The organism is Burkholderia sp. AU39826 (assembly GCF_020419965.1).
Classification (GTDB): Bacteria; Pseudomonadota; Gammaproteobacteria; order Burkholderiales; family Burkholderiaceae; genus Burkholderia; species Burkholderia semiarida.
The window spans coordinates 23,945-35,040 of the sequence record NZ_JAIZQG010000032.1 but is presented as its reverse complement, the minus strand read 5'-3'; the positions used below and the strand labels follow the sequence as shown (position 1 = coordinate 35,040).

The 11,096-nt window shown below is 66.0% G+C and carries 13 protein-coding genes; 7 read left to right on the top strand and 6 right to left on the bottom strand.

The window, feature by feature from the left end:
• Positions 1-272 precede the first annotated feature (272 nt).
• The gene (locus tag LGM42_RS31490; protein WP_060314550.1) at positions 273-764 is read left to right on the top strand and encodes an Lrp/AsnC family transcriptional regulator; all 492 of its coding nucleotides are present in this window, start codon (positions 273-275) and stop codon (positions 762-764) included.
• Positions 765-939: 175 nt separating this feature from the next.
• On the opposite strand, the gene LGM42_RS31485 is transcribed toward LGM42_RS31490, so the two are convergent.
• Positions 940-1,218, bottom strand: coding sequence for a hypothetical protein (locus LGM42_RS31485; protein WP_059578833.1), 279 nt, complete (start codon positions 1,216-1,218; stop codon positions 940-942).
• Positions 1,212-1,535 (bottom strand): hypothetical protein, encoded by a 324-nt coding sequence (locus LGM42_RS31480; RefSeq protein ID WP_059644908.1) that lies wholly within the window; start codon positions 1,533-1,535, stop codon positions 1,212-1,214. Before LGM42_RS31480 ends, LGM42_RS31485 begins: the two co-directional genes overlap by 7 nt.
• Positions 1,536-1,979: 444 nt before the next feature.
• On the opposite strand from LGM42_RS31480, the gene groES reads away from it, so the two are divergent.
• The 3 genes from groES (at position 1,980) to LGM42_RS31465 (ending at position 4,404) form a co-directional block, all read left to right on the top strand.
• Positions 1,980-2,297, top strand: coding sequence for a co-chaperone GroES (groES, locus tag LGM42_RS31475; protein WP_034209415.1), 318 nt, complete (start codon positions 1,980-1,982; stop codon positions 2,295-2,297).
• An 80-nt stretch (positions 2,298-2,377) separates the two neighbouring features.
• Positions 2,378-4,000 carry a chaperonin GroEL gene (gene groL, locus LGM42_RS31470; RefSeq protein ID WP_060967312.1) on the top strand — a complete coding sequence of 541 codons (1,623 nt, stop codon included), beginning with the start codon at positions 2,378-2,380 and terminating at the stop codon, positions 3,998-4,000.
• Positions 4,001-4,116: 116 nt separating this feature from the next.
• Entirely contained in the window at positions 4,117-4,404 is a 288-nt protein-coding gene (locus LGM42_RS31465) for a hypothetical protein (protein WP_059644964.1), read from the top strand.
• A gap of 106 nt (positions 4,405-4,510) precedes the next feature.
• Here LGM42_RS31465 and LGM42_RS31460 read toward each other — a convergent pair whose 3' ends face one another.
• On the bottom strand, positions 4,511-5,416 hold the full coding sequence (locus LGM42_RS31460; protein WP_059578827.1) for a manganese catalase family protein: 906 nt from the start codon (positions 5,414-5,416) through the stop codon (positions 4,511-4,513).
• 248 nt (positions 5,417-5,664) lie between these two features.
• On the opposite strand from LGM42_RS31460, the gene LGM42_RS33410 reads away from it, so the two are divergent.
• On the top strand, positions 5,665-5,889 hold the full coding sequence (locus LGM42_RS33410) for a hypothetical protein (protein ID WP_413227435.1): 225 nt from the start codon (positions 5,665-5,667) through the stop codon (positions 5,887-5,889).
• Here LGM42_RS33410 and LGM42_RS31450 read toward each other — a convergent pair.
• Positions 5,853-6,134, bottom strand: coding sequence for a hypothetical protein (locus LGM42_RS31450; RefSeq protein WP_059578822.1), 282 nt, complete (start codon positions 6,132-6,134; stop codon positions 5,853-5,855). The genes LGM42_RS33410 and LGM42_RS31450 overlap by 37 nt on opposite strands.
• A gap of 538 nt (positions 6,135-6,672) precedes the next feature.
• A complete protein-coding gene (locus LGM42_RS31445; protein WP_226234266.1) occupies positions 6,673-7,275 on the bottom strand; it encodes a TetR/AcrR family transcriptional regulator in 603 nt (200 codons plus the stop codon).
• Between the two features lie 415 nt (positions 7,276-7,690).
• Between LGM42_RS31445 and LGM42_RS31440 the strand changes: the two genes are divergently transcribed.
• Both LGM42_RS31440 and LGM42_RS31435 read left to right on the top strand, forming a co-directional pair.
• Complete coding sequence (locus tag LGM42_RS31440; protein WP_226234265.1) at positions 7,691-8,278, top strand: tetratricopeptide repeat protein; 588 nt, start codon at positions 7,691-7,693, stop codon at positions 8,276-8,278.
• 129 nt (positions 8,279-8,407) lie between these two features.
• On the top strand, positions 8,408-9,235 hold the full coding sequence (locus LGM42_RS31435; RefSeq protein WP_226234264.1) for a penicillin-binding protein activator LpoB: 828 nt from the start codon (positions 8,408-8,410) through the stop codon (positions 9,233-9,235).
• 195 nt (positions 9,236-9,430) lie between these two features.
• Here the strand turns inward: LGM42_RS31435 and ansP are convergent, their stop codons facing one another.
• Positions 9,431-10,921 (bottom strand): L-asparagine permease, encoded by a 1,491-nt coding sequence (gene ansP / locus LGM42_RS31430; RefSeq protein WP_059578910.1) that lies wholly within the window; start codon positions 10,919-10,921, stop codon positions 9,431-9,433.
• Positions 10,922-11,096 lie beyond the last annotated feature (175 nt).

Below are 11,096 nucleotides of genomic sequence, written 5' to 3'. Positions count from 1 at the left end.
GGGCAAGCGTCGGTGGCAACGTCGATACGTGAAATTTAAACGGGGGCGACTGCGCTATTCAGCCGAATTGCGCGGCGAGAAAAACAAGATTCCACGCGTTTTCGACGCGATCGACGGCAGCTTCTGCGGTGTGAAACGGCGCGCTGCCGGGTGCCGGGGACAGAACGCAAGATCGTAATTTCGTCATGCCGGCCGGTCGGCTACTATCCGTCTTGGCGCGAGTGCGCAGGCACTCGTCCGGAGGCACCCGACTGAACGAACGCAGGGCGGAGATGAAAGCGGATTGCACACTTGACCGGCTGGACTTGCGCATTCTGGCCGAGTTGCAGGATCACGGTCGCATGACCAACGTCGAGCTGGCCGACGCCGTCGGGCTTTCGCCCAGCCCGTGCCTGACGCGCATCAAGCGGCTCGAGAACGCGGGATTCATTACGGGCTACGGCGCAACGGTGCGGATCGAGAAGATCGGCGCGTTTCAGATCGTGTTCGCCAAGATCACCCTCACCGACCATCGTCGCGAAGACTTCGTGCGTTTTATCGACGCCATCAGCGACATCGACGAGATCATGGAGTGCCATCACGCGACGGGCGGCTACGATTATCTGCTCAAGTTCGTCACACGCGACGTCGACCACTTCCGTGAGCTGATGGAAGGGCTGGTGAAACGCGATATCGGTATCGAAAAGTATTTCAGCTACGTGATCATTGCGTCGCCGATCGTAAAGAGCGGCTTTCGTCTGGACGCGATCTCCGCCGCGGAGTGAAGCAAGCGGTGCACGATCCGTGGCTGAACTGAACGGCAGCGCGGGTTTGCTTCGAGCGAAGTAGCGTGGGGGCGGCCGGTTGCCGGATCGCGTGCCGCTCGTGTCGAGCGGCACGTGTCGACCGGAACCGCGTTCGGGCGCCGCCATGCTACCCGTCTGCCATCCGGGCACCGCATCATCCGGCCTCGTCCGATAGGGCGACAGGCGTTTCGCCTTGACCGCCGCGCTGCGCGGTAGGCCCGTGGCCCCGGCGCGAATGGATGTCGGCCCCGAGCGCGTGGAGAATCGATCGGCCTTTCTTCGTCAGATACGCGCGTCGGCGGCCGGGGGCGCCGTGCTCGAGCATGACGAGTTGCCGTTCGAGCAACGCATCGAGTTCGGCGCGATTCATGTCGAGCTGATCCGGCGCCTGGCACACCAGCATCAGCGTCGCGAATTCGTGCGGGCTCAGCATGGCCGCCCCCCGTCGCGCGCGGAGCCGCCCCCGGCGAGCGTGACGCGGAAAAACGAAACAGGGTGCAGCAGGCGTCCGGGCGCGGCGACCCGACGGCGCGGCGGCTTCGGCCGGCCGATCGCGGCGGGTTGGCCCGCGCCGCGCAACACGAATGGCTTGCGTGTCAAACGTATGCGGGCGCCCGTCGGCGCGAAGCGACCGGTGCCGTTGCGCGCTATCCGCAGGCCGGCCGGCAGACCTGTGACGACGCGGGCGGCGCGTCGCGGTCGGCGGCCGACCCCCGGCAGCCGATCGAAGATGAAGAAAGGATCGTTCATGATTCGCTCCCGGTTGGACCCCGCACGGAGGACGAACCGGACCACGCGCTCCAGTTCGTCGATCCGCGAGCGGTCTCGCTGACAAACAAATCGAAACACGCAGCGCGTAAGCCGCGGCTGCTTGAGCGATACCAAAATAGGACGGGACGCGCGGATTTCAAGCGCCGTCGCGCGACGATTCGCGTGGCCCGGAGCGCCGACCGTCGACGCCGTGTCGACGCTCGTGACGGGGGCGTCGCGGGAACCCCGACCGTTGCGCGAACGTCGCTTTCGTCATGAAACATTTTGTTACATATGCGCGTTCATCGCCCTCTTGAAGCGCGCCGGCCACGCCACTATTTCGCTTTTCGCCAATCGACGGCACGCCGGCGCAGCGCAGCCGTTGCGCGTGCGGGCGCCGGCGGATTCCCTTTTTCAGGTGATCTCATCGCTCAGGAGATGAAAATGCAGATTCGTCCCCTCTACGACCGGGTTATCGTCAAGCGAATCGAACAGCAGCGGACGACGGCCTCGGGCATCGTGATTCCCGATTCGGCCGCCGAACGGCCCGAGCAGGGTGAAGTGATTGCGGTCGGCAGCGGCAGGCTGCTCCAGGACGGCTCGCAGCGCCCGCTGCAGCTCCAGGTCGGCGACCAGGTTCTCTTCGGCAAGTACGCAGGCCAGACCGTGAAGGTGAACGGCGAGGAACTGCTCGTGATGCGCGAAGAGGACGTCATGGGCGTACTCGAACCCGAATCGCAGGCCGCCAGGAAAGCGGCCTGAATGCCGATTCGACCGCGTCGCACGGGTGTCTGCCCGATGCGCGCGGCATCCCGTTCAACGACTGTATCCGGAGCAAGAAAATGAGTGCAAAAGACGTGAAATTCCGCGACGGCGCCCGCCAGCAGATCGTCAAGGGCGTGAACGTGCTGGCCGACGCGGTGAAGGTGACGCTGGGCCCGAAGGGCCGCAACGTCGTGATCGAACGCGGCTTCGGCGCGCCCGTGATCACGAAGGACGGCGTGTCGGTCGCGAAGGAAATCGAGCTGAAGGACCGCTTCGAGAACATGGGCGCGCAGATCGTCAAGCAGGTCGCGTCCAAGACGGCCGACGTGGCCGGCGACGGGACGACCACCGCCACCGTGCTCGCGCAGGCGATCGTGCAGGAAGGCATGAAGCACGTCGCGGCCGGCATGAACCCGATGGATCTGAAGCGCGGCATCGACAAGGCCGTCGGCGCGGTGCTCGACGAGTTGCGCAAGCTGTCGCGGCCGATTTCGACGCACAAGGAAATCGCGCAGGTCGGCGCGATTTCCGCGAACTCCGACGACGCGATCGGCAAGATCATCGCCGATGCGATGGAGAAAGTCGGCAAGGACGGCGTGATCACCGTCGAGGACGGCAAGTCGTTGGAGAACGAACTCGACGTGGTCGAAGGCATGCAGTTCGATCGCGGCTACGTGAGCCCGTATTTCATCAACGACCCGGCGAAGCAGGCGGCCTATCTCGACGACGCGCTGATTCTGCTGCACGACAAGAAGATCTCCAGCGTCCGCGACCTCCTGCCGATCCTCGAAGCGGCGTCCAAGGCCGGCAAGCCGCTGCTGATCGTGGCCGAGGATGTCGAGGCCGAAGCGCTCGCGACGCTCGTCGTGAATTCGATGCGCGGCATTCTGAAGGTCGCCGCCGTCAAGGCGCCCGGTTTCGGCGACCGACGCAAGGCGATGCTCGAGGATCTCGCGATCCTGACCGGTGCGACGGTGATCTCGGAGGAAACCGGCAAGCAGCTCGACAAGGCCACGCTCGAGGATCTTGGCAGTGCGAAGCGTGTCGAGGTGCGCAAGGACGATACGATCATCATCGACGGCGCGGGCGATGCGGCGCGCATCGAGGCGCGCGTGAAGTCGATTCGCGTGCAGATCGACGAAGCGACGAGCGACTACGATCGCGAGAAGCTGCAGGAGCGCGTCGCGAAGCTCGCGGGCGGCGTGGCGGTGATCAAGGTCGGCGCGGTCACCGAGGTCGAGATGAAGGAGAAGAAGGATCGCGTCGACGATGCGCTGCATGCGACGCGCGCCGCGGTCGAGGAGGGCATCGTGCCGGGCGGCGGCGTCGCGCTGCTGCGCGCGCGTGCGGCGCTGTCGGACATCCGCGGCGCGAATGCGGACCAGGACGCCGGCATCCGGATCGTGCTGCGCGCGCTGGAGGCGCCGCTGCGCGTCATCGCGGCCAATGCGGGCGACGAACCGTCGGTCGTGATCTCGAAGGTGCTCGAGGGCAAGGGGAACTTCGGCTACAACGCGGCGACCGGCGAGTACGGCGATCTGGTCGAGGCAGGCGTGGTCGATCCGACCAAGGTCACGCGTACCGCGCTGCAGAACGCCGCGTCGATCGCGAGCCTGGTGCTGACGACCGATGCGACCGTCGCGCAAGCGCCGAAAGAGGACAGCGCCGAGCCGGCCTCCGCGCCCGAACTCGGCTACTGACCTGCGTCGCAGGCCCGCCTGCGATGGTCGAACAGCCGCTGGCCGGAGCGGCTTTTGCCGGCGCGCGCGACAGCGGGGGCGCGTCGCGCCGTTTTTTCATGTTTGCGAGACCGACGATGAAGCTCGAACTTTCGATCGATTCCAGGCCGCTGAACGTCGAGATCGACGACGTGATCGCGGGCCTGCTCGCCGCGCGGCTCGGCCTGCCTCCGGACGGCGACCATCGCGGCGCGATCGGCCGCTACCTCGGCGACGCGGCGGGGCCGTGGACGCTCGACGACGACCATATGCGCAAGCGCGTGATGCGCCGCCTGATTCTCGACATCGCCGATCCGACGCTGGTCATCCAGTATCTGATGGCGGACCAGGGCGACCAGAGCCGGTCGGGCGAAACGGGCGCGTGATGCGCGCCGAACGCGCCCGCCCGTTCGGCGAGGCGTCGGGCGCGCCGTTGTTCCTGCCGCTTCGCCGGCGCGTCGGCGTCCTCGTCGTACGGCCGGACACATCCGTTCAGGCACTGTCCGGCTTGCCCGGCTTGCGGCCCTGAGGGGCCGGCTGCCCCGCGCCGAGCTCGGCGCCCGTCACCGGGTCGCTGTCCGGATCGGACGCGAGCCGCTGCGCCATCGCCTCGATGGCCTCCGCTTGCTGCGCGTCGAGCATGCCCTCGGCAATTCCGCTGCCGCCGTCGACCGCCGGTTCCGCGGGACGGATTTCCAGTTCGCCGCCGTGGTTCCACGGGCCGACCAGCGGCGCGGCATCCGGCTGCATCCGGAAGTACACGTGATCGTACGGCGCCTTCGGCGGCAGCTTGCCCGGCGGGAAATTCGCGGTGATCGCATACAGCGCCTTCTCGAACGACATCTGGTGCGACACCTCGCGTGTCATCAGGAAGCCCAGCGCGTCGCGAATGTCCGGATCGTCGGTCACGTTGATCAGCCGCTCGTAGATGATCTTCGCGCGTGCTTCGGCCGCGATGTTCGAGCGCAGGTCGGCCGTCGGTTCGCCGATCGTGTCGATGTAGGCGGCCGACCATGGCACGCCGCCCGAATTGGTCAGCGGCGCGCCCGCGCCGTACAGCACCTGCGTCACGTGGCTGTCGTTGCCCGCGCCGTGCAGCTTGCGGTACAGCTCGGCCTGTTCGTCGACCGCTTCGGCGAGTTCGCCCTTGGCGCCGCGGTTCAGCATCGCGGCCATCGAGCCGATCACTTCGAGGTGGCTCAGCTCCTCGGTGGCGATGTCGAGCAGCATGTCCTTGCGGCCCGGGTCTTCCTCGGTGATCGCCTGCGTGAAATAACGCATCGCGGCGGCGAGTTCGCCCTGCGGGCCGCCGAACTGCTCGAGCAGCAGATTGGCGAGGCCGGGATTCGGCGCGCCGACGCGCACCGTGTACTGAAGCCGTGTGTTGTGGATGAACATGGCATCTCCGTGGAAAGGATTGCGCGGGATTCGCCGAGTCCAACCAGCACGAACCGATCCCGTTGCCGGCCGGAAGTCCCCGGTATGCGCGATGCCGGCCGGTGCGGGCGGTGGAATGGGAGCGGGGGAGCGGCTTCCGGCGGGCGCTGCTGGCGCTCGTTGCGCGACACGCGCGCATCGCGTGACCTGCACCTTTCGTTGCCGGATTTTCAAGCGGTTGTCATTTGTCTGCGCGACGGCCCCGGCAGATGATCGTGCAGGGCTTCGTGGGACCCGGGATTCCGGTCTGGTTGCGCACGTTCGTCACGATGTCGCCCGCGTTGGTCGTCGGGACGGGCATCGATTCGGTGCGGGCGCTGGCGATCAGCCAGGTCGTGCTGTCCGCCGTCGCCGCGCTGAAAGCCGTTTGCAGGCGGGGGCCGACCGGCGTGCCGGTTCATCGCGCTTTCAGCATTTCGTCGGCGAGCCGATAGGCGCTCACCGCGCGCTTCGATTCGTAGTCGGCGATCGTCGACACGTTGCGCCCGGCGTCGCGCGACAGCAGTCCTTGCAGCGCGGCGGCGGCGAAGAAATCGCGCAGGTCCGGCGTTGCGGATTTCGGCTCGGGCGGCGCGGCTTCGACGAGCGGCCCCGCTTTCCAGAACACGGGCGACGGAGTGGCCGCCTTGGAGACGGCGGCGGTTTGCTTGATGCTCACATCCTGGGAAAACGGCGTCATTTCTTCCCCTTCGATCACGTATCTGTTGGCGAAACAGCGTAACGTCCCCGACTGCATGAGCGAGCATCGTCTCGTGTTGTTTTTGAGCGGTACTAACTGCTTGATCGACGCGAATATTCGCTGGTAATACGGTATCCGTCAAAGAAAATAAATTGGATCCGGGTGGCTGGCGTGCGAGCACGATTCGTTCCTGCGCGCGAGCGATGGGAGGCGGTGCGTTTCGCGAACCGAGGTGGATGGTAGGGCAGCGACAATGACGTTCCGGTGAAACGAAAAGCGGGCGACGCATCGATCGGGACGCGAACGCGCAGCCGCCTGGCCGTTTATGTTTCCGCTGCCCGCTGCCCGCTGCCCGCTGCCCGTGAGGCCGTTCCGATTCCGCTGCCGGATGTCATATCGATCGACATGCACCCGGTTTGCATTCGGCGCATGCGATTACCGCACTCGCGCGAAACCGGTCAGCGCATCCGGTCATGCACGTCGTGCCCCGGCGCCCCCGACCGCGGTTGGCGCGCCACACGGCGGTGTGCGGCGGGCGTTACGTCGGGCTGCTCGCACTGTCCGCGGACGAGCCGGCCGCGTGAATCGCCTGTTCGAGAAGGGCATGCGCGGCCTGCCACGCGCGGCCGGCCGCCGCGGAGTCGTTGAACGCCCGGGCTTCGACCGTGGCGCCGTCCAGCAGCATCATGAAGACGGTCGCCAGCTGGTTTGCCGTTTCGGGCGGCACGAGCGCGGCGATCAGTTCTCCGATCCATTCGACCATCTTGCGGCGATAGCGAATCGCGACGTCCGAGATCGGCGCGTAAGCGGTGCCGAATTCGGCCAGCGCCCGCTCGAACAGGCAGCCGGCGAATTCGGGCGTCCTGAACCACGCCGCGTACCAGTCGAAGATGGTCTTGACGCGTTCGACCGGATCGACGACGTGCTGCAACTGCGCGTCGATGCTGCCGACGATCAGGTCGTAGCGCTGGACCAGCACTTCGCGGATAAGCTCGTCCTTGCTCGCGAAATGCCGGTACAGCGTCATGCGGGCGACACCGGAATCGTCGATGATCCAGTCGACGCCCACCGGGTGGAATCCGTGCCTCGAGAACAGTTCGGTCGCTTTGTCTACCACCAGCTGGCGTTTGTTGGCTCGCACGAACGGCTTCCTCCTCGATGTTTCAGCAGCATAGACCGATTATTCTAGCATCATGCTGCTCGATGAAATCGCCTCCCGCTCCTGTCCGACGGTACTTCCGGCTCGGCATGCTTCACGCGGCAAACGTGTTATCGAGTCGTCTTGATTATTGGATAGACCGATATGTATCATTTGAACCGAGTGAGCCGTGGTCGATATTGCGTGGATCGAAGAGACGGAACCGGGGTGGATTTCCGTTTGCGCTTTCCGCCCCATCCCACGCTGCAACGATGCGTCAAGCCGAAAAGAGAACCTGAGAGAGCCTTGGCATGGGGCCCGCGGACGATCTTCACCGCGCCCCGCACCGGCCGGGGGCATGCTCGCGGGGCGAGCGCGCAAAGCAATACGGCGCCAATAAAACTTGAGGATGGTACCCATGTATCGCCGTTTACTCGCACCGGGGCTGCTGTTGCTGTTGGCCGCCTGCGCGCAGGATCCGTCCGTCACCAGCAGTACGGTACGGATCTGCGACGACACGGGGTGTTCCGATCGCCCTAAAGATCAGGTCTCCTATCAAAAAAGGGACGATGCGGACGACCGCGAAGATCCGCGCATCGCCGCGCTCAAGCAAACCGCGAAGACCCAGCCGAAGGCCGCCTACGACCTCGGCCTGCGCTATTTCCGCGGCGACGGCGTGCGCCAGGACAGCTACCAGGCGCTCAAGTGGATGCGCGAGGCCGCCGAACGCGGCGACCTGAACGCGCAGAAGGCGCTCGGCAGTTTCTACCTGTTCGGCCTCGAGGAAATGGGCTCGGATGCGCGCGAAGCGGAGAAGTGGCTGTCGATCGCGGCCGGCCGCGGCGACAAGGAATCGAAAAAGCTGCTCGATCTCGCGCGCAAGGCGAAGAAGGAAGACGAAGAAGACTGGAAATGGCGCACGCAGTGGCGTGACGTCTATTACGGCTACTGGTACTCGGGCTATCCGTACTACGGCGTCTGGCAGCAGACGTACTGGTACTACTGACCGGGCATCGGGCCTGAAGCAACGGGGGCAGCCGCGGGGAGACCACCATCGCGCGCCACGCCGGGGGGGCTTATCGAAGTTCGCACGGACCCATAAGCCGAACAACGACTCTAATCGATCGACAACGACATGAAGACCAACTTTTCGCAACGTCTGATTCAAGGTGCGCTGGTTGCAGCGCTTGGCGCGTCCGTCGCGGGGTGCGGCGGCATGGTGACGCCCGGCGGGCAGAACGCCGGGGTGACGGGCGCAGCGGCCGGCGGCGCGAGCGCCGGCGCCGATTCGCAGTTGCAGCGCTGCGCGTCGCCGCTGGGCACGATCGCGGTCGACGACGGCCGCAACGCCGACTGGTGGGGCCCGTTCGGCAGCGCGACGAAGGTGACGAGCATCGACCCGCTGCTGCGGCTGGCCGTGCAGCAGTCGAACTGCTTCGTGATCACGTCGATCGGCAACCAGAAGAGTGACGCGCGCCTGTCGCGCATCACGCAGCTGCAACGCAACTCGGGCGAATATCGCGCGGGCTCGAAGCAGCAGAAGGGCCAGCGTGTGGCGGCCGACTACTACATGGAGCCGCAGATCGTGATCAACGATTCGCCGATCGGCGGGATCGGCAGCATGATCGGCGGGCTGATCGGCAACAGCGCGGTGGCGGCGGTGGCGGGGCACCTGCAGACGAAGGCGTCGGTGGTGACGCTGACGCTGTTCGACGTGCGCTCGGCGGTGCAGATCGCGGCGTCGGAAGGCAGCTCGACGGCGACGAACTACGGCGCGGCGCTGGGCGGCCTCGGCGGCGGGGTGGGCGGCGGGCTGGCCGGTTTCTCGACGACGCCGGAAGGCAAGGCGACGGTCGTCGCGTTCATCGATGCGTGGAACAAGATGGTCGTCGCGCTGCGCAGCTACAAGGCGCAGGACGTGAAGGGCGGGCTGGGCCGCGGTGGCCAGCTTCAGGTCAACTGACGCCGACGGGCCGGCGGGATGCCGCCGGCCGCTTGTCGCGTGCGTCCCACTCATTGCGAGCGCCTTGCCGGTCGGTGAGCCATGCCGTGCGGACGTGGCGTCCCGGGTGCTCATCCCCGATCGTTGCCACACGGCGTCGTCGGACACCCGGCACGACTCGGCGGGAACGGTCGCCGAGTCGCGCCGGGCCGGGATTCAGTCGTCTCCTTTCTCCAGTACGTTCTGCGTGAGCGTGACCGACGGAATCGTCGGCTTGAGCAACGCGCGGCGCGCGCGACGGCTCAGCCACTTCCAGCCGGCCACGAGCAGCAGCGCGACCAGCGGGATCGATGCGATCGTCCACGTGCCGTTCGGGTAGTCGAACGCCATCAACACCAGCACGCCGAGCAGGAACAGCAGCGTGAGCCACGACGTCACGGGTGCGCCCGGCATCCTGAACGATACGTCGTCCACCTCGCCGCGCCTGACCGCGGCGCGGAACTTCATCTGGCACACGACGATGAAGCCCCATGTGCTGACGATGCCGAGCGACGCGATGTTCAGCACGATCTCGAACACGCTCGACGGCACGAGATAGTTGAGCAGCACGCCGACCACATAGATCGCGACCGTCACCAGAATGCCCGCGTACGGCACGGATTGCGCGCTCATTCGCGCGAGGAACGCGGGAGCAGAGCCGCCCATCGACAGCGAACGCAACACGCGCCCCGTCGAATACAGGCCGGAGTTGAGGCTCGACAGCGCGGCCGTCAGCACAACGAGGTTCATCACCGAGCCGATGCCCGGCACGCCGAGCGCGCCGAAGAACGTGACGAACGGGCTCTGGCCCGCCTTGTACGCGCTCCACGGCAGCAGGCACACCAGCAGCACCACCGACGCGACGTAGAAAATCGCGATGCGCCAGATCACGTTGTTGATCGCGCGCGGCAGCACCTTGCGTGCATCCTTGCATTCGCCGGCGGCCGTGCCGACGAGTTCGACGCCCGCGAACGCGAATACCACGCCCTGTACCAGCACCAGCGCCGGCATCAGTCCGTGCGGAAAGAACCCGCCGTTGTCGGTGATCAGATGCATGCCGGTGTCATGGCCGGCGACCGGCATGCCCGTGCCGAGGATGACCGAACCGATCACGAGAAACAGCACGATCGCGGCGACCTTGATCAGCGCGAACCAGAACTCCATCTCGGCGAACCACTTCACGCCGATCAGGTTCATCGTCGCGACGATGCAGAGCGCGACGAGCGCGAAGATCCACTGCGGCACGGCCGCGAACGGCGCCCAGTAATGCATGTAGAGCGCGACGGCGGTGATGTCGACGATGCCGGTCATCGCCCAGTTCAGGAAGTACATCCAGCCGGCGACGAACGATGCCTTCTCGCCGAGGAATTCGCGCGCGTACGACACGAAGCTGCCGCTGCTGGGGCGATGCATCACGAGCTCGCCGAGCGCGCGCAGGATCAGGAACGAAAACGCGCCGCATACCAGATAGACGATCGCGAGCGACGGGCCGGCGGCCTGCAGCCGGCCGCCCGCCCCGAGAAACAGCCCGGTGCCGATGGCCCCGCCAATCGCGATCATCTGCACCTGTCGATTGCCGAGGGTCTTGTGATAGCCGGCTTCGTGCGATTCGAGCCAGCTGCGTTTGTCGGTTTCGCCGGTTGTCGACGGTTCGGGAATCGATGCCATGACGGTATCCTCGCGCACGGATGGGATTGAATTCATCCCGATCGCGAGGCGATCGGGACCACCGGTACCGGCGGACGAGGGCGCGGAATCAAGCGCACCTGTCCTGATTGCGATTCGCCGGGCGTGGCGAACGGCACGGTACGTCGCGAACGTATTCAGCCGTAATTCCCGTCAC

What these genes read in the sequence shown, in the direction of transcription:
- LGM42_RS31490 (WP_060314550.1), top strand. Translation starts at nt 273, where the DNA reads ATGAAAGCGGATTGCACACTTGACCGGCTGGACTTGCGCATTCTGGCC.
- LGM42_RS31485 (WP_059578833.1), bottom strand. Translation starts at nt 1,218, where the DNA reads ATGCTGAGCCCGCACGAATTCGCGACGCTGATGCTGGTGTGCCAGGCG.
- LGM42_RS31480 (WP_059644908.1), bottom strand. Translation starts at nt 1,535, where the DNA reads ATGAACGATCCTTTCTTCATCTTCGATCGGCTGCCGGGGGTCGGCCGC.
- groES (WP_034209415.1), top strand. Translation starts at nt 1,980, where the DNA reads ATGCAGATTCGTCCCCTCTACGACCGGGTTATCGTCAAGCGAATCGAA.
- groL (WP_060967312.1), top strand. Translation starts at nt 2,378, where the DNA reads ATGAGTGCAAAAGACGTGAAATTCCGCGACGGCGCCCGCCAGCAGATC.
- LGM42_RS31465 (WP_059644964.1), top strand. Translation starts at nt 4,117, where the DNA reads ATGAAGCTCGAACTTTCGATCGATTCCAGGCCGCTGAACGTCGAGATC.
- LGM42_RS31460 (WP_059578827.1), bottom strand. Translation starts at nt 5,416, where the DNA reads ATGTTCATCCACAACACACGGCTTCAGTACACGGTGCGCGTCGGCGCG.
- LGM42_RS33410 (WP_413227435.1), top strand. Translation starts at nt 5,665, where the DNA reads ATGATCGTGCAGGGCTTCGTGGGACCCGGGATTCCGGTCTGGTTGCGC.
- LGM42_RS31450 (WP_059578822.1), bottom strand. Translation starts at nt 6,134, where the DNA reads ATGACGCCGTTTTCCCAGGATGTGAGCATCAAGCAAACCGCCGCCGTC.
- LGM42_RS31440 (WP_226234265.1), top strand. Translation starts at nt 7,691, where the DNA reads ATGTATCGCCGTTTACTCGCACCGGGGCTGCTGTTGCTGTTGGCCGCC.
- LGM42_RS31435 (WP_226234264.1), top strand. Translation starts at nt 8,408, where the DNA reads ATGAAGACCAACTTTTCGCAACGTCTGATTCAAGGTGCGCTGGTTGCA.
- ansP (WP_059578910.1), bottom strand. Translation starts at nt 10,921, where the DNA reads ATGGCATCGATTCCCGAACCGTCGACAACCGGCGAAACCGACAAACGC.